The sequence below is a fragment of the Agathobaculum sp. genome, assembly GCF_022775115.1.
Classification (GTDB): domain Bacteria; phylum Bacillota; class Clostridia; order Oscillospirales; family Butyricicoccaceae; genus Agathobaculum.
This window is the reverse complement of the sequence record NZ_JALFLA010000056.1, coordinates 24,597-41,155: the sequence shown is the minus strand read 5'-3', so window position 1 is coordinate 41,155 and position 16,559 is coordinate 24,597. Positions and strand designations below refer to the sequence as shown.

Genomic DNA, 16,559 nt, shown 5'->3' with positions numbered 1-16,559 from the left:
TCCTCTCTTGATACATAGGTGGATGTATCAACAGTGTGCCGCGCGGCGGCCGCTTTCATACGGGATTTTTCCTGTTTCTGTATCGGATATTACAGCGCGTAAAGGGCAGATACAGGTATCACCGCGCTCTGCCGCCGGGGAATACCCGAAGTTATCCACTTTGTACACAAGGTTATCCCCAGCCATCCTGTGGAAACTTTTGTGCATAATGTGGATTTATTGACAGCTGCACAACCTCCCCCGCCCGGCGGCGCGGCGGCATTGTTTCATTATGGTAACATGACTTGCCGTTGGCGCAAATATTTGCTACAATAGTAGTAAGTCAGCGCCGCGTATGTTTTTCCCCGGCGGATTGCGGAAATTTTGTGCCCTGATTTGGCCGCGCGCCGTGCCTTATCAGAACAGAAAATTTCCACGCAAGCCGCCCCGGCTCAATGCCGCGGCGCTGCCTTTACTATCCGCCGGTGCATTGCGGGAATTATGATAATGGAGTGAAAAAACGATGAGCAATCCGGTCATCACCATCGAAATGGAAAACGGCGGCGTGATCCGTGCCGAATTATACCCTGAGGTAGCGCCCAACACCGTGCGCAATTTTATTGCGCTTGCGCAAAAGGGCTTTTATGACGGCACGATCTTCCACCGCGTCATCCCGGGCTTTATGATACAGGGCGGCGACCCGGACGGCACGGGCACGGGCGGCCCCGGCTATGAGATCCGCGGGGAGTTCACCGCCAACGGCTTCCGGAACGACCTCATTCACAGCCGCGGCGTGCTTTCGATGGCGCGCACGATGGCGCCCGATTCGGCCGGCAGCCAGTTTTTCATTATGGTCGAGGATTCGCCGCATCTGGACGGCGAGTATGCCTCCTTCGGCATGGTGACCGAGGGCATGGATGTGGTTGACGCGATCGTCAGCACCAAGCGCGACTGGCACGACCGCCCGCGCGAGACCCAGCGGATGAAGCGCGTAACAGTCGATACGCAGGGTGTGGAATACGAGCCGCCTGAGACCCTGTAAGAAAGAAGGGGACGGTATTGTACTACACCAATAAGGATATCTTCGTCCTGTCCGCGGTCGGCTGCATGGATACCGAACGGGATGGGCTGGAGTCCATCCTTGCCGGCAACGAGGAGGGCGCGAAGGGCTGCTGTTTGTCGGTCGATATGACGGCGGACGGCATCGCGGTGCTCTCGTCGGACGGATACTGCGTTTCGGCGGACGGGGTGCGCATGAACATCTCCGACTATACTTACGCCGAGCTGCATCAGACAGCGCCGCAGCTTGTCCCGGCCGGACAGGCCATCGACCTTGCGCGCGCATGCCACGCCAAGATCGCCATCACGGTGCACAACCAGACGCTGCTGCCCCAGCTGCGCATGACGCTGCGCCACGCGAACTATCTGGACAATACCATCTTTGTCGGCCTTGGGCTGGTTGAGGCGGCGCGCATCGCGGTTGCCAACCCCGACCTGCACATCATGGGCGAGCTGCCCGCTCTGCCCGATAACATTGACGCGCTCGTGCGCGCCGCGCAAACGACCGGGCTGTTCGGCCTGCGCGCCGCCGCGGGCGACCTGACCCCCAAGCTGATCACGGCCTGCCGCCGCGCCGGCCTGTTCACCATGAGCCTGCCGACGGGCAGCGAGCGCACGCTCGCCGGGCTGATCCACAGCGGCGTCAACTTCATCGAGACCCAGCGGCCGGATATCGCCGCCATGCTGCTGCCCGCAGGCGAGAGCGAACCGCACCCTATCCCGCTGATGCGGTATTGATACCAAGCCGCCCCCTGCAAAGCCGTTCCTTGGAAGCAAGGAGCGGCTTTTTTCTTTTGCCGCGCGGCAAAACCGCATAAGCAGACCGTCTTGCGCGCATAGTATAGCTGAAAAGGAGGCAGCTTTCATGAAGCCTACACCCTACTGCCCGCTTCCCGACATCCGCTCCACCCGCATCGACCCCACCCTGCCGGTCGACGAGCGGCTGCGCCTGTTCGCGGCCGCCGTAGGCGACCCCTACCGCTTCCGTGTGGGTGAAACCACGGTGCAGGTGCTGTTCGATGACGGCGCACCCAGCCTGCAAGCCTGTTTAACCGGCCTGTGCAGCCGTCTCTGACAAATTTAACCGCCCTCGCGCATCGCTTGCGGCACACCGGCGGCTGTGGTACAATCAAGGTACAAACACAGTCATCGGCGTGCCGCCTGTTTTTTGAGGAGGCACACAAAATGGCAAGAAAAAGTAAATACGACCAAGCCACATCCGCTCCCACGATACGGCTGTGGCACCCCGCACTTTACGTCCGTCTGTCCCGCGAGGACGGCGACCGCGACGAGAGCGACAGCGTTATCAGCCAGCGCGAGCTGCTGGCCGAATTTACCGCCGCGCAGACCGATATGACCGCGCCCCGGCTCTATACGGACGACGGCTGCACCGGCACCGACTTTGACCGCCCCGCCTTCCGGCAGATGCTGGCCGACCTGCGTGCGGGCGCGGTCGATTGCGTGATCGTCAAGGATTTGTCCCGCTTTGGGCGCAATTACGTCGGTGTGGGCGAGTATTTGGAGCGTGTTTTTCCGCTGCTCGGCGTGCGCTTCATCTCGGTCAACGACCGTGTGGACAGCCATCTTGATCCCCAGTCGATGCACAGCCTGATCGTGCCGTTCCGCAACATTCTCAATGACGAGTACGCCCGGGACATCTCCAACAAGGTGCGCGCCTCGCTCGACCTCAAGCGGCGGCAGGGCAAGTTCATCGGCTCGTTTGCCAGCTACGGCTACCGCAAAGACCCGGACGACCACAGCCGTCTGCTGGTCGACGAGCCTGCGGCCGCGGTCGTGCGCGATATTTTTGAGTGGTTTGTCGGCGGTATGAGCATCCTCGGCATTGCCAAGCGGCTCAACGCGGCGGGCGTGCCCAATCCCTCGGCCTACAAGCGGGCGCAGGGTATGAACTACCGCCATCCCGCCTCGGACAAGCTCGACGGCCTTTGGCCGGACAGCTCGGTGCGCCGTATCCTCAAAAACCGGCTGTACACCGGCACGATGGTACAGGGCAAAAACCGCATCAAAAGCCACAAGCTGCACGTCAGCGAGGCCGTGCCCGAGGCGGACTGGATCGCGGTCGAGGCGACCCACGAGGCCATCATACCGCCCGCGCTGTTCCGGCAGGCGCAGACCCTGCTCGCACGGGACACCCGCACCGCCCCGCAGCGCGGCAGGGTATATCTGTTTTCCGGCTTTATCCGCTGCGCCGACTGCGGCAAGGCCATGCACCGCAAGCAGATCTCCCAGCCGTATGGGAACTATGATTATTATATATGCTCGACCTTCAAAAAGCAGCACAGCGGCGCATGCACCAAGCATACCATCCGCAGCGACCACTTGGAGCAGGCCGTGCTTGAAACGCTGCGCCAGCAGATCGCGCTGGCCGTCGAGATGGACGCGCTGATCGCAGAGATCGAGCGCAGCGGCGTCAACAACCGCGCTGCCGCGCGGCTGACTGCCGAACGGGAGCGGCTGACGCGCGAGCGCGCGCGGCAGGAGCGCATGATGCTCGACCTGTATCCCGACTGGAAGGCAGGCGATATCTCCCGCGAGGAGTATCACCGGCTGAAGGCGCGCTTTACGCAAAAGCTGGGGCAGCTTGACGGGCAGCTCAAGGCGCTCGACAGCCAGCTTGCCGCCGCACAGGGCGGCATAGGCGAGAGCAACTGCTTTCTGACGCAGTTTGTCAAGCACCGCAACCTGCAAACGCTGACGAGAGAGGTCGTGGTCGAGCTGATCGACATGATCCTTGTCCACGAGGGCGGCGGCATCACCATCCGCTTCAAGTTCGCGGACGCCTACGCCGCAGCCAAGGCGTATATCGCGGGTCATACCCAGTCCGCGTGAGCGGCAGAACGGTATTGCCCTAAAATCACATCATCCCCCGCCGCCTACGACACCATTAGCGCGCTGCTGCGCGATTTGGGCGCGCAGCCGTCGGATTTTGACTGCATCGTCACCGGCGACCTCGGCCGCGTCGGCGCCGATCTGCTGCTGACGCTGCTGCGCGAGGACAAGATCGACCTTTCGCCGGTGTACTCGGACTGCGGCAGCCTGCTGTTCGGCGACGAGCAGGACGCGCACGCGGGCGCGTCGGGCTGCGGCTGCTCAGCGGCCGTGCTGTGCGGCCCGCTGCTGCGCGATATGCAGGCCGGGCGCATCCGGCGGCTGGTCTTCGCAGGCACGGGCGCGATGATGAGCCCCACCTCGGTGCAGCAGGGACAACCCATCGCGGGCATTTGCCACGCGGTCGTGATCGAAAGGAGCGGCACATGAACTGGATGGACTATATCAACGCCTTTTGGGTGGGCGGCGCGATCTGCGCGGTATGTCAGGTGTTTATCGACAAAACCAAGCTGACCCCTGCGCGCATTCTGGTCAGTCTGGTCGTGCTGGGCGTGATCCTACAGGGCATCGGCGTGTACCAACCGCTTGTCGACTACGCGGGCGCGGGCGCGACCGTGCCGCTTTTGGGCTTTGGCTACTCGCTGTCCAAGGGCGTGGCCAAGGCGGTGGCCGAAAAGGGGCTGCTCGGCGCGTTCACCGGCGGCGTGACTGGCGCGGCGGGCGGCATTGCGGCGGCCATCGTGTTCGGCTGCCTGTTCGCCCTGCTTGCCAAGCCCAAGTCCAAGAGCTGAGTGTCCGCTTCCCTCATTCCCCCGCCACGCTGCCGCGCCGGTCGTGCATCCGCCGCGCGAGATAAACGACCGGTGTGTCCAGCAGCGAGGTGACAATGAATATCGCATAGCTTGACAGCGCGACCGACAGCAGCGTCGGCATGTCATAGGTGCCGTAAAACGCAAAGACGGTGAACAACACAGCGTTGACCAGCTGGGAGAGCAGCGTCGAGCCGTTATTGCGCAGCCAGAGGCACGCCCGGCGGCTGCCGGTGTACCGCTCGGTCAGCGTCCACCATTTGTGGTACAGCCACACATCAAAGCTCTGCGCGAGCGCGTACACTGCCAGCGAGGACAGCATCATGCGCGGCGTGTTGGAAAAAACCGTGCGCATGGCCGGCATGACCCAGTCCCCCGCCGCCGGGACATAGACCAGCCACGATTGGGACACCAGAATGAACAGCAGATTGGCCGCGATGCCCGCCCAAACCGCCTTTTGCGCGGCCTTTTTGCCCGCAGTCTCGCTCAGGATATCGGTGGCGAGAAAGGTCGTGGCGAACAGGATGTTGCCCAGCGTCATCTCCATGCCGAAGGCGTCAACCAATATCATCACCTCGATGTTGGCCGCGATGGTGGCAAATACCGTAAACGCCATCAGCCCGCTCACACCGAACAGGTAAAACCACAGCAGCACCGCGCCGTACAGCACGAGCAGCGAGCCGGTCAGCAGCAATTCATTCATTTTTCTTTTCCTCCCATGTTAGCCCGGCAAACCGCGGCGAAAAAATAAGGCATACCCGCCGGGTATGCCATCACAACAAAGCCCCCGCGCCGTCCGGCCGGGGAGAGCCATAGTTTTGTTTAGAGACAGGATGGTCACGAACTGTCTGTTCTTCGCTTTACTGCCCCAGTATAGCGGAAAAATGCGGTCAAGTCAAGCCTGCTTTTACCCGCGCGGGCAAAACAAAGGGAATCGGCGGTCACAGTCTGCGCGCCCGTGGTCGTGCCGTAGGTTATAGTGCCGAAGTCGAGCGCCGCCAGCATATCTTGACCCTGAGCGCTCAGCTACATGCCATCCTGCACACCTACGGCCGAGATCGTTATCACGCCGGTGAGCGCGCCAGCGTCAACTGCAACCAGTCCGCTATTCGCATCATAGGTGTATCCGCTGTTCACTGTCAGCGTTGTGCCGCCCACGCTTACAGTAATCGTCTCAGGCAGACCGTAATCATTCACGCCCGCCTGCTTGGGCAGTGTGGTGGTGTACGGATGACCCTGCACCGCGTACCCCACGCCGCTGCCGTTTAGATTGGTCAGCGTTGTGGGTGACCTTGCCCCACACGCTTGCCGGTGCCGTCCCACGCGCGTCCTGTCGGCGCTTCCAGCTCATCGGTGATGGATTCGCTTGCGGCGAAGCTGAGCGCTCGGGTCGATCTTGATACCAGGGCGCGTCATTGCATTAGCAAATTGATCGCGCACCAGATCGATTGTTCCGGTCATATCCATACACTTCGGTCGCACCGGCAGACGTTCTGACCGGTACGATCTCGTTTTTCTCCGGCTCAGAAAAAGCCGCGTTGAAATACACGCCATTCTGTACTGTATTTTTATTAATAGCGGTGTTGCCTTAACAATAATTTTTCCACAATTTACAGGAAGATGTGGTTTTTTGTGCCTATGCATTAACGAAGGCAAACACTGTACACCTGCTTTGTCGATTTCAGCCGGTGCACCGCCGGAAGCGGGATAAGCTACCTTTTTTCTCCCTGCCCGCCAACGCCGAAATCCGTGTTGTCCAGCAGGATGTCAACGCGCGGCTCGTCCCGATAGCGCGGATACACCGCCCGCAGAAAGGCGGCGCGCGCGGCGGCATCCGGCCGGACAGGCGTGGTGTTTTCCACCATCAGGTTTACGCACACGCGGTCAAAATGGGCAAGGCCAATCTCAATATCACGCATCATGCCCTCGGCTGTCTGCCCGCTAAGGCCAAAAAGCAGGCAGCATTCGTCAAAATCCGCAGCGATCGCGGCGGGATCGGTCTGGTCGATGCCCTTGTCGAGCAGGCGCTCGCGGTAGTCCGCGTCGAAGGTCTCCACCCCGATTTTAACGTGCAGGCGCACCCCCTGCGCGGCAAACCGCGCGCGCAGCGCGGGCAGCGTGCGGCGAAAAAGCCAGTGGCTTTCAATATGCAGGTCGGCGATGCGCTTTTCGCGGCACACCCGCTCGACAAGGCGGACGGTGGATGCGTCCAGCTCGGCAAACGAGCCGGAGTTGATGACCTCCAGCCTATGAAACCGTCCGGTAACGCACGCGAGTGCCGCGCGGTTGATGGAAAGATTGTCCTGCTCGTCTCCGGATGCGTCCAGATGGTAGTCGCAGAATTTGCAGCGCTTCCACGCGCAGCCCCGCCCGCGCAGCAGCACGATTTCGCGGGGGTTTTTCTCCTGAATGACTGAATAACGGGTCAGCATGGGTGCGCCCGCCTCCTTTTTGGCAAAAATAAGCGCCACCGGTAGGGGTGGCTGTCCAAAACGCAGTATAGCGGAAAAATACGCGCGGGTCAAGCATATCCTGTTGCAAAGGGGGCGTTTGGATGCTTGACCGTTTGCTTTTGGTGAATGATATGGTGCGCGCGTTTGTGTGGGGTGTGCCGCTGCTGGTGCTGCTGCTCGGCGCGGGAATGTATTTTACGATAGAGACTGGTTTTTTCCAGCTGCGGTGCGCGCCGCTGTGGCTGCGGCGCACGCTCGGCGGGTGTTTTTCGCGCGCGGCGCGGCGCGGCGGGCGCACCCTCGCCCTTTGCGACGATGTGCACCGCGCTTGCCGCAACAGTCGGCACGGGCAACATCGCGGGCGTTGCGACCGCGCTGACGCTCGGCGGGCCGGGGGCCGTGTTTTGGATGTGGATCTCGGCGTTTTTCGGCATGATGCTGGCCTTTGCGGAAAACGTGCTGGGCATCCTCTACCGCGAGCGCGGCACGGACGGCGCGTGGCGTGGCGGGCCGATGTTGTATCTGAAGAACGGGCTGGGCAGCCCGTTTCTGGCAGGGGCGTTCGCGGGTCTGGCGGCGGCGGCCTCGTTCGGCGTGGGTAATATGGTTCAGTGCAACTCGATCGCGCAGGGACTGTGGGGCACGTTCGGCGTTCCGCCGCTCGTCACCGGGCTGGCGGCGGCGGCGCTGCTGACGGCGGCGCTGACGGGCGGACTTACACGCATCACCCGCGTAACGGGGATGCTCGTGCCGTTTATGGCGCTGTTTTACATGGGCGGCGCGGTGTATGTGTTGTTTGTACACCGCACGGCGCTGCTGCCCGTCCTGCGGGAGGTCGTAGCGTGCGCGGTTGGCCTGCGGCAAGGCGCGGCCGGCCTTGCGGGCTACGGCATGGCGCAGGCGGTGCGCGTGGGCGTGGCGCGCGGGGTGTTCTCCAACGAGGCCGGGCTTGGCTCGTCGGTGATGGTACATGCTGCGGGCGCGATCAGCGAGCCGTGTGAGCAGGGCATGTGGGCGGTGTTCGAGGTGTTTTTCGACACCATCGTCATGTGTACGGTGACGGCGCTGGTCATTTTGTCGAGCGGCGTTTACCAAGGCGCGGGCGGCGTCACCGGTGCGCTGCTGACCGCCGCCGCGTTCTCGACCGTCTTCGGCCGGGCGGGCGGGGCGTTTGTCGCGCTCTCGTTGGTGCTGTTCGCCTTTTCGACGCTGCTCGGCTGGTCGTTCTACGGCCAGCGCGCGGCGGAGTATCTGTTCGGCGCACGCGCTGTGCCGGTTTACCGGGCGCTGTTCGTCGCGGCGGTCGTGCTGGGCAGCACGATGCGACTCGAGCCTGTCTGGGCGCTGGCGGATACGTTCAACGGCCTGATGGCGCTGCCCAATCTGGCCGGGGTGCTCGGTCTGCGCCGTCAGGCGCTGGCCGAATGGCGCCGCTACGCCCGTGCAAACCATATTTGATAAAATCTGCCATATTCGGCGGCCGTCCTCCCGCAATTTGCACAAAACCATAGCGCAGAGTGGGTTTGCGGGCATTTTGTCCTTGTATTTCCCGCGGAATAATTGTAAAATTGAGATGTATTTGTGTGCAGCGCCCGCGCTGCGCCGCAAAATAATCTTAGGGGGAATCAAGAAATCATGACGGCTACCGTTTGGACGCTGCTCCCGCCGATCATCGCGATCGCGCTGGCGCTTATCACCAAGGAAGTCTACTCCTCGCTGCTGATCGGCATTCTGTCGGGCGCGCTGCTGTATACCGGCTTCCATCCGCTCACCGCCGTTGAAACGACCTTCACCATCATGGGCGATAAGGTCGGCGGCAACATCAACATCTGTATCTTTCTCGTGCTGCTGGGCATCCTTGTCTCGCTGGTCACCAAGTCGGGCGCGTCCCGCGCTTATGGCGAGTGGGCAGTCAAGTCGATCAAAAGCCGCCGCGGCGCGTCGTTTGCGACCTCGTTCCTCGGCATGTTCATCTTTGTCGATGACTACTTCAACTGCCTGACCGTCGGCACGGTCATGCGCCCGGTGACCGATAAGTACAATATCACCCGGGCTAAGCTCGCCTATATCATTGACGCGACTGCTGCGCCGATCTGCATCATCGCGCCGATCTCCTCGTGGGCGGCGGCGGTCGGCTCCTCGCTGCCCGAATCCAGCACGATAGACGGCTTTTCGCTCTTTCTCCAAACCATCCCGATGAACCTGTATGCCCTGCTGACGCTGGCCTTTCTCATCTGGCTGATGGCAGCCGATATTGACTTCGGCCCAATGCGCAAATATGAGCAGGCGCACAAGAACGACGACCTCGCCCATCTGGCGGAGACCCACGTCGTCGGCGGCGCGGGCAAGGTATCTGACCTTGTGCTGCCGATCGTTGTGCTGATCGTGATGTGCGTGGCCGCCATGCTGTACACCGGCGGCATTCTGGACGGCGTCGGCATCATCGAAGCCTTTGCCAACTGCTCGGCCTCGACCTCGCTGGTGCTCGGCTCGTTCTTCGCGCTGATCTTCACCTTTATCCTGTATATCCCGCGTAATATCCTGACCTTCAACCAGTTCTGCGAGTCCTTCACCGCGGGCTTCAAGGCCATGGTGCCCGCCATCCTGATCCTCACCCTCGCGTGGACGCTGTCCGGCGTCTGCTCGGGCGATTATCTGGACATCGGCGGCTTTGTCTCCTCGGTCGTGCAGAACAACACCACAGTCACCATGCTGATGCCCGCGATCTTCTTCCTGATCGCGCTCGGCCTGGCCTTTGCCACCGGCACCTCGTGGGGCACTTTCGGTATTCTCATTCCGATCGCGGTGGCCGTGTTTGGCGATGTGCCCAGCACCATGCTCATTATGACCGTCGCGGCCTGCCTGTCGGGCGCGGTCTGCGGCGACCATATCTCGCCCATCTCGGACACGACCATTCTCGCCTCGGCGGGCGCGCAGTGCAACCACATCGACCATGTTTCCACCCAGATGCCCTATGCGCTGCTGATTGCCGTGCTCTGCTTCTTCGGCTATCTGGCCGGCGGCATCACCGGCAGCGGCATCGTCGCGCTGGCGGTCGGCGCGGTGCTGCTGGTCATCGCCACGCTGGTCATCCGCGCGAAGTTCGCGCGCCGCGCCTGAGCACCACAGCTTACAAAGCTCCTCCATCCCCGGAGGAGCTTTTTTGCGCGCCCTTTCATTCCCCGGGGCATGGCGCGCCGGGTATAGTTTGTCCTCTTTTTCCATAAACTGAAAAAAAGGAGGTGAAAAATCTTGCTAAAACTCATTCATGCGAGTAAAATATACGATAGGGGCGGCGTGCGTGCGCTCGACAACGTCAGCCTGACCGTGCAAAGCGGCCAGTACGTTTCGATCACAGGCGCATCCGGCTCCGGTAAATCGACGCTTATGCACATCCTCGGCCTGCTCGATACGCCGACCGAGGGACGCTACCTGCTCGATGGGAACGAGGTATCCGCCCTGCCGCCGCGCGCGCTCGCGCGCCTGCGGGGGGAGCAGATTGGCTTTATCTTTCAGCACTTCCAGCTCATTGGCGGGATGAGCGCGCTGGAAAACGTCGCGCTGCCGCTAACGCTGCAAGGCGTACCACGCGCCGCGCGGCTGCGCCGCGCCGAACAGGCGCTAGCCTCGGTTGGCCTGATGCACCGGGCGGCGCACAAGCCCGGGCAGCTCTCGGGCGGGCAGCAGCAGCGCGTGGCTATCGCGCGCGCCCTTGTCACGCGCCCCTGTGTGCTGCTGGCGGACGAGCCGACCGCCGGTCTCGACCCCGCGTCGGCGACCGATGTGCTCGACCTGTTTGACCGGCTGCACCGCTGCGGCAACACTATCGTGCTCATCACGCACGACCCGGCCGCGGCCGCGCGCGCCGGGCGGCGGCTGTATCTGGAAAACGGTGTGCTGTCCAGCTGACGGACGGATACCGGAGGAGGCATACCATGAACCGACGGGACAAGGCCAATTACTACCTCGATATGGCCGAGGTCGCGCTCGAGCGCGGCACCTGCCTGCGGCGCAATTTCGGCGCGGTGATCGTCAAAAATGATGTGATCGTATCCACCGGCTACTCCGGTGCGCCGCGCGGACGGGATAACTGCATTGACATCGGCTTTTGCATCCGCCAAAAGCTGGGCATACCCCGCGGCGAGCGGTATGAGTTCTGCCGCTCGGTACACGCCGAGGCCAACGCGATCATCGCCGCCCCGCGCGAGCAGATGCTCGGCGCGACACTCTATCTGGTCGGCCGCGATATGTCCACGGGCGAAATCATGCCCGACGCCAATGCCTGCACCATGTGCAAGCGGCTCATCATCAACGCCGGTATCGGACGGGTGATCATCCGCCGCGACCATAACGTTTACGACACGGTCGATGTGCGCGAATGGGTCGCCTGCGACGATGTGCTGGACGGCCGGCACGGCTACTGACGCCGCACCCATTTCACACTGGAAAACGCGCAAACTGCGTTTTCAAAATACCAAAATACAAGGAGGACTTCAACAATGGAACTGAAGATTTTTAAGTGTATGCACTGTGGTAATATCATGGAAATGATTGACGACAAGGGCGTGCCTGTATTCTGCTGCGGTGAGCCGATGAAGCAGTTCAAGGCCGGCGAGACCGAGGGCGCTTCCGAAAAGCACCTGCCGGTCGTCAAGGCCGAGGGCGACACTGTGTCCGTCTGTGTGGGCGAGGTCACCCACCCGATGCAGGACGAGCACCACATCGCCCATGTCTGGCTGGTGACTGACAAGGGCGTATACCGCCGCGATCTGCCGCACACCGGCGCGCCGGAGGCGACCTTCCGCCTTGCGGCGGACGAAAAGGCCGTAGCGGTCTACGAATTCTGCAACCTGCATGGCCTGTGGCGCACTACGCTGTAAGGCAGAAACACAACAAAAACGGGTCGGGATTTCCCGACCCGTTTTTTTATTCCCGCTCGTCCAGATTGCGGTATTCCATCGCCTTGCCCAGCGGCTTGTACGCCGGGCGGATGATCTTGCCGCCCGTGGTCAGCTCCTCCAGCCGGTGCGCCATCCAGCCGACGATACGCGCCGTGGCAAACAGCGGCGTGTACAACGATTCGGGCAGGCCGAGCAGCTTGTAAACAAAGCCTGAATACAGGTCGACATTGGCACACATCGGCTTGTCGAGCTTTTTCTTTTCGTTAAAGACGGCGGGCGTCAGCTTTTCGACCAGCTCGATCATCGCCATTTCCCGGGAGAAGCCCTTGCGCTCGGCCAGCGGGCGCGCGGCCTCCTTGAGCGCGACGGCGCGCGGATCGCTCAGCGTGTACACGGCGTGTCCCATGCCGTAAATCAGGCCCGAGCCGTCCCCCGCTTGCCCGTCCATGATCTTGCGCAGATAGGCGGCGACTTCGTCCTCATCCGACCAATCACCGACGTTGGCCTTGATCTCGTCGAGCATACGCACCACGCGCAGGTTAGCGCCGCCGTGCCGCGGCCCCTTGAGCGCGGACACCGCCGCCGCGATCGCCGAGTAGGTATCCGTGCCCGACGAGGTGGCGACGCGCACGGTAAACGAGGAGTTGTTGCCGCCGCCGTGCTCGGCGTGCAGGATCAGGCAGCGGTCGAGCAACTTGGCCTCATCGTCGGTATAGCTGCCGTCCGGCCGGATCAGGTGCAGGATGTTTTCGGCCGTTGAGCGGGCGGGGTCGGGCATGTGCAGATACATCGAATCCCCGTCAAAATAGCGGCGCTTGGCCTGATAGGCGTGTGAGATGATGACCGGAAACTTGGCCATCAGGCTGATGCCCTGCCGCATGACGTTTTCGACCGTCGTCTCATCCGGGTTTTGGTCGTAGGAATAGAGCGCGAGCGTCGCCCCGGCGAGCTTGTTCATAATGTCTCGGCTGGGCGCGCGCATGATCATGTCCTCGGTAAAGTTATTGGGCAGCGCGCGCTCCTGTCCGATCATGGCCTGAAAATCAGACAGCTGGCGGCGGGTGGGCAGCGCGCCGCACATGAGCAGATAGCCGATCTCCCCAAAGCCAAAGCGGTTTTCCGCCTCCAGCCCGCGGATTAGATCGTACACGTCGTAGCCGCGATAGGTCAGCCGCCCCTCGATCGGCTCGCGCTCGCCCTCGTTGACGATATAGCCGTGCACGTTGCCCAGCCAGCTCGCGCCGACCAGTACGCCTGTGCCGTCCGCATTGCGCAGGCCACGCTTGATGCCGTACCGGGAGAACAGCGCTTCGGGTATCTGATTATGTGCGCGAAAGCTCTCGCTCAGCTCCTGCAAGAGCGTCTCGTTTGCAAAAGTATCCTCATATGTCATGGATGTGCTCCTTTCCGCAGCAAATGGCAGAATATGCATATATTTTACCGCACGGCTGCAGGATTGTCAAACCCCGCACCGGCCGCAGTCACGCAAAAATCATGTTTTTTGCAACTTTAATTCTACATTAAAACCACGATTTGCAGGATTTTATTTGTATTGATGCAAATAATTTTATACAGCAAAGCAGAAAAGCGCACAGCCTCCGGCGAGAGACTGCGCGCTTTGGTCTGTCAAACAGGGCTTTGGCGGTGCGGCGGGCGAATCAATGGATCACAACCGTCGTACCGACCGGAATGGTATCGTATATCCACTGGATATCGGGCTTTTTCATGCGCACACAGCCGTGCGAAACCGGGTAGCCGCTGCTGAAGTCATATTCCCGGTCGGTGCCGGGGTAGCACAGGCGCGAATGGAATGCATAGCCCGTGCCTGGATAGAAGCCAACCACCGGACGCACGGTGTACGACCCGGTCGTCCAGCCGGCGGCCGACTTATAGCTTACCGTGGTCACACCGACCGGCGTGGGTGAGCTCATTGCGCCCGTGCCGACGAGGAACGAGCGGTCGAGCTTCCAGTTGCCCTTTGAGCCGGTGAACACATTGACGTGCTGGTAGGCACGGTTGATCCACACGAGATACTCGGTCTTGCTGCTGTATCCCTTGGCATTGACCCAGATCTCCTTCTCATAGGGCTGGTAGTCATTGTTGATAGCATAGGCCGCGGCAAAGTTGCCGCGATAGGTCGAGGAGACCAGCCCCAGCACCCGCTCGGCGCTGCGCTGGTAGTACCAATCGTCCGAGTAGTTTTCGATTGGCACGGTGATCTCCCGAAATACCTCCTCGGTCCGGCCGGTCGAGGGGTTTTCATACAGCAGCTGGAAGCCCATCGTGACCGACGGCTTCATATCCTTGGTGAAAGTGAAATATGTAGTATGGTAGGAGGTTTTGTCCGGCGTGATGACAAATGCGTCGTTGGCGCAGTCCGGGATGGGCGCGCCGTCCTGATACCACACAGCGCGCACAGTCCTTGGTTCGTCCACGCCGGTGAAGCGGACCAGCGTGTTGAGCGCGCCGCCCGGCAACACCTTATTCGGCACGCCGAACTCGATACCGACCCCCGCAAGGCCTGAGTCGATATTCTCCACCATCGAGTTCGCCTTGACGCCGACCTTACAGTCGATCGCGCGGATATCGACCGCATCCGCCTTGCCGTGGCCGTCCACCACCGTGCCCCGGCCCGCAACGAGCAGCGTACTCACCGTGCCGTCCAGCGTGATCCTGTTGCCGCTGCCGGTGACGGTCAGCGTATCGGCTTTCATGCCGCCAAGGTCGATTTCACGGCCGGACGCGGTGATCTCAATGTTCGCCGCCTCGCCCGAGAAGGAGACCTTGCCGCCCTGTCCTGCAATGAGCAGCGTGTGCGCGGCGGCATCCTTTTTCAGCTTGACCGTCGCGCTGCCCGCCGGGTCGAGCGCCAGCACGCCGATCGCGGTCTCGCCGCTCGCGGTGAGCGAGAAATCCGCCGCGCCCTTGACGACCACCCGGCCGGGCACATTGGTGCTGTCCAGCGTGGCCTTGGCGGCGGACACAGGAAAGACCAAATCGCCGTCAACCGTGCTGTCCGCCAGCGTGGTTTCGGGCGCGAACAGCAGCGCACCGCCCGCCAGCCGCTCCATATCGCCACCCTCGTCAATGTTGGTGCGCACCACGCGCGTCAGCATCGTGACAAATTCGGCGCGCGTCAGCGGCGCGTCCGGCGAAAGGGTGGACGCCGTCGAGCCGTTGATGATGCCCGCCACAGCCAGCGCGGCAGCCGCCTGCTTTTGTTCGACGCTCATCGCCGCCGTGTCGGTAAACCCGGCGAGCGCATTCGTCTCATCCGCCGCACGCGCAAAGACAAACGCGCGGGAGAGGAGCACAAAGGCTTCGCCGCGGGTGGCGGCGGCATCAAAGTCGCGGCTGTCGTCCGCGTCGATCAGGCCGAGATAGATGCCCTTGGCCAGCTCGGGCGCGTACCACTGCTCACCCGTTACGCGGGTGAGACCGGAAAGGTTGGCCTGCTCAGTCGCGCCGAGCGCACGGACGAGCATGGTGACGGCCTCCGCCCGCTTCAGCGTGTTATTCGGCAGAAGCCGGCCGTCAATCCCCTTGAGCAGCCCCATCTGCACACCGGCTTGCAGCGCCTGCTCGGCCCAGTGGCCGCTCATATCGTCAAAAACCGGCTCTGCGGGGACTGCTGGCGTTTGCGCCGTGTCCTCCGCCTGCTCGATCAGCCGGAAAGGCACCGGCAGCGCACCGGCATTGACACGCGCGGCCAGCGCGGCCGCATCACTCTCGCTCAGCCCGGCGGCGATGTTCCAGCAGTCAGTCTCGATCCGTGCGCCACCGGGTATCTCGCCCAACGGCTCACCGCCCAGCGTGACCAGCAGTCTGCCGCCCGCTTCGCTCGCTTCCGCGAGCGCGCGCGCGCCCTGCTCGGTCAGCTCAACCTGCACAAGCGGCGCTTGGAGCGCACCCAGCACCGCATCCTCCACGTCCTCGGTCACAACGCGCGCCGCGCCATAGTCCGCCGCGCTGCCCAGCCACACCCTGCCGCTCTCATCGGCAAAGGTCAGGCCGGTGTAGGCATTCAGCGCATCCAGCAGCCCCGCCGCATCCGCCCCGGCGGGCAGCGAAACCAGCAGCGTATCCCCCTGCTGCGTTACCGTGCTGCCCGCATAGCCAAGCTGCGGCAGCTGCATCTCGAACACGCGCGCGGCGCGCTCCATCGCGTCCTGTGCGGCCTGTTGGCTGGTATTTTCCGGGAAAACAGCCTGAAACGCCGCCTGCTGCGCCTGTTCGACAGTTATACCCTCATTTTTCTGTTCGGCCGATACACCTTCGTTGACAGCCGCGGCCGTGAACAGCATCAGCGCGGCCAGCAGACCACTGAGCATTCTCTTTTTCAAGGTCTCTCTTCCCCCTGTGTTCCATAGTATTTATATTGTACGGTCGGCGGATAGGCTTGTCAAGCATAATCAAACTGCTTTGCAAACGATTCCCCGTGTTTTCCCGCCAAAATCAAGCAAAGGTTTACAATCGCGCAACTATGTGCTATACTTAAACTCAGACCT

The 16,559-nt window shown here is 62.0% G+C and carries 17 protein-coding genes; 11 read left to right on the top strand and 6 right to left on the bottom strand.

The features are described from left to right. Positions 1-502 precede the first annotated feature (502 nt). The 6 genes from MR935_RS07100 to spoVAE all read left to right on the top strand — a co-directional run bounded on the left by MR935_RS07100 (position 503) and on the right by spoVAE (position 4,679). Positions 503-1,021, top strand: a complete 519-nt coding sequence (locus MR935_RS07100) for a peptidylprolyl isomerase (protein ID WP_290572279.1) — start codon at positions 503-505, stop codon at positions 1,019-1,021. 17 nt (positions 1,022-1,038) lie between these two features. Further along, a complete protein-coding gene (locus MR935_RS07095) occupies positions 1,039-1,776 on the top strand; it encodes a hypothetical protein (protein ID WP_290572278.1) in 738 nt (245 codons plus the stop codon). Between the two features lie 127 nt (positions 1,777-1,903). Beyond that, entirely contained in the window at positions 1,904-2,113 is a 210-nt protein-coding gene (locus tag MR935_RS07090) for a DUF6870 family protein (protein WP_290572277.1), read from the top strand. 110 nt (positions 2,114-2,223) lie between these two features. Next, complete coding sequence (locus MR935_RS07085) at positions 2,224-3,888, top strand: recombinase family protein (protein ID WP_290572276.1); 1,665 nt, start codon at positions 2,224-2,226, stop codon at positions 3,886-3,888. Positions 3,889-3,912: 24 nt separating this feature from the next. Then, entirely contained in the window at positions 3,913-4,317 is a 405-nt protein-coding gene (locus MR935_RS07080; RefSeq protein WP_290572310.1) for a hypothetical protein, read from the top strand. A gap of 5 nt (positions 4,318-4,322) precedes the next feature. Beyond that, positions 4,323-4,679, top strand: a complete 357-nt coding sequence (spoVAE, locus tag MR935_RS07075) for a stage V sporulation protein AE (RefSeq protein ID WP_290572308.1) — start codon at positions 4,323-4,325, stop codon at positions 4,677-4,679. A 13-nt stretch (positions 4,680-4,692) separates the two neighbouring features. Here the strand turns inward: spoVAE and MR935_RS07070 are convergent, their stop codons facing one another. The 4 genes from MR935_RS07070 to MR935_RS07055 all read right to left on the bottom strand — a co-directional run bounded on the left by MR935_RS07070 (position 4,693) and on the right by MR935_RS07055 (position 7,584). Next, entirely contained in the window at positions 4,693-5,400 is a 708-nt protein-coding gene (locus MR935_RS07070) for a queuosine precursor transporter (RefSeq protein WP_290572274.1), read from the bottom strand. A gap of 323 nt (positions 5,401-5,723) precedes the next feature. After that, the gene (locus tag MR935_RS07065) at positions 5,724-6,020 is read right to left on the bottom strand and encodes a hypothetical protein (protein ID WP_290572272.1); all 297 of its coding nucleotides are present in this window, start codon (positions 6,018-6,020) and stop codon (positions 5,724-5,726) included. Positions 6,021-6,409: 389 nt separating this feature from the next. Further along, the gene (locus MR935_RS07060) at positions 6,410-7,129 is read right to left on the bottom strand and encodes a radical SAM protein (protein WP_290572270.1); all 720 of its coding nucleotides are present in this window, start codon (positions 7,127-7,129) and stop codon (positions 6,410-6,412) included. Positions 7,130-7,218: 89 nt separating this feature from the next. Then, positions 7,219-7,584 carry a hypothetical protein gene (locus tag MR935_RS07055; RefSeq protein ID WP_290572314.1) on the bottom strand — a complete coding sequence of 122 codons (366 nt, stop codon included), beginning with the start codon at positions 7,582-7,584 and terminating at the stop codon, positions 7,219-7,221. Here MR935_RS07055 and MR935_RS07050 point away from each other — a divergent pair. The 5 genes from MR935_RS07050 (at position 7,466) to MR935_RS07030 (ending at position 12,030) form a co-directional block, all read left to right on the top strand. Continuing rightward, positions 7,466-8,608 carry an alanine/glycine:cation symporter family protein gene (locus MR935_RS07050; RefSeq protein WP_290572269.1) on the top strand — a complete coding sequence of 381 codons (1,143 nt, stop codon included), beginning with the start codon at positions 7,466-7,468 and terminating at the stop codon, positions 8,606-8,608. The genes MR935_RS07055 and MR935_RS07050 overlap by 119 nt on opposite strands. A 177-nt stretch (positions 8,609-8,785) precedes the next feature. Further along, the gene (locus MR935_RS07045; protein ID WP_290572267.1) at positions 8,786-10,270 is read left to right on the top strand and encodes a Na+/H+ antiporter NhaC family protein; all 1,485 of its coding nucleotides are present in this window, start codon (positions 8,786-8,788) and stop codon (positions 10,268-10,270) included. Positions 10,271-10,402: 132 nt separating this feature from the next. Continuing rightward, positions 10,403-11,059 carry an ABC transporter ATP-binding protein gene (locus tag MR935_RS07040; protein ID WP_290572266.1) on the top strand — a complete coding sequence of 219 codons (657 nt, stop codon included), beginning with the start codon at positions 10,403-10,405 and terminating at the stop codon, positions 11,057-11,059. A gap of 26 nt (positions 11,060-11,085) precedes the next feature. Beyond that, a complete protein-coding gene (locus MR935_RS07035; protein ID WP_290572264.1) occupies positions 11,086-11,574 on the top strand; it encodes a deoxycytidylate deaminase in 489 nt (162 codons plus the stop codon). A 75-nt stretch (positions 11,575-11,649) separates the two neighbouring features. After that, positions 11,650-12,030: a desulfoferrodoxin family protein gene (locus MR935_RS07030; RefSeq protein WP_290572262.1), complete on the top strand. Its 381-nt coding sequence runs from the start codon at positions 11,650-11,652 to the stop codon at positions 12,028-12,030. A gap of 46 nt (positions 12,031-12,076) precedes the next feature. On the opposite strand, the gene MR935_RS07025 is transcribed toward MR935_RS07030, so the two are convergent. Both MR935_RS07025 and MR935_RS07020 read right to left on the bottom strand, forming a co-directional pair. Continuing rightward, entirely contained in the window at positions 12,077-13,444 is a 1,368-nt protein-coding gene (locus MR935_RS07025) for a citrate/2-methylcitrate synthase (RefSeq protein WP_290572260.1), read from the bottom strand. Between the two features lie 265 nt (positions 13,445-13,709). Further along, positions 13,710-16,394, bottom strand: a complete 2,685-nt coding sequence (locus MR935_RS07020) for a L,D-transpeptidase family protein (RefSeq protein ID WP_290572259.1) — start codon at positions 16,392-16,394, stop codon at positions 13,710-13,712. Positions 16,395-16,559: the final 165 nt, after the last annotated feature.

Coding starts and splice junctions, on each gene's coding strand:
- MR935_RS07100 (WP_290572279.1), top strand. CDS start 503: ATGAGCAATCCGGTCATCACCATCGAAATGGAAAACGGCGGCGTGATC.
- MR935_RS07090 (WP_290572277.1), top strand. CDS start 1,904: ATGAAGCCTACACCCTACTGCCCGCTTCCCGACATCCGCTCCACCCGC.
- MR935_RS07085 (WP_290572276.1), top strand. CDS start 2,224: ATGGCAAGAAAAAGTAAATACGACCAAGCCACATCCGCTCCCACGATA.
- spoVAE (WP_290572308.1), top strand. CDS start 4,323: ATGGACTATATCAACGCCTTTTGGGTGGGCGGCGCGATCTGCGCGGTA.
- MR935_RS07070 (WP_290572274.1), bottom strand. CDS start 5,400: ATGAATGAATTGCTGCTGACCGGCTCGCTGCTCGTGCTGTACGGCGCG.
- MR935_RS07060 (WP_290572270.1), bottom strand. CDS start 7,129: ATGCTGACCCGTTATTCAGTCATTCAGGAGAAAAACCCCCGCGAAATC.
- MR935_RS07050 (WP_290572269.1), top strand. CDS start 7,466: ATGTGCACCGCGCTTGCCGCAACAGTCGGCACGGGCAACATCGCGGGC.
- MR935_RS07055 (WP_290572314.1), bottom strand. CDS start 7,584: ATGCCGAAAAACGCCGAGATCCACATCCAAAACACGGCCCCCGGCCCG.
- MR935_RS07045 (WP_290572267.1), top strand. CDS start 8,786: ATGACGGCTACCGTTTGGACGCTGCTCCCGCCGATCATCGCGATCGCG.
- MR935_RS07035 (WP_290572264.1), top strand. CDS start 11,086: ATGAACCGACGGGACAAGGCCAATTACTACCTCGATATGGCCGAGGTC.
- MR935_RS07030 (WP_290572262.1), top strand. CDS start 11,650: ATGGAACTGAAGATTTTTAAGTGTATGCACTGTGGTAATATCATGGAA.
- MR935_RS07025 (WP_290572260.1), bottom strand. CDS start 13,444: ATGACATATGAGGATACTTTTGCAAACGAGACGCTCTTGCAGGAGCTG.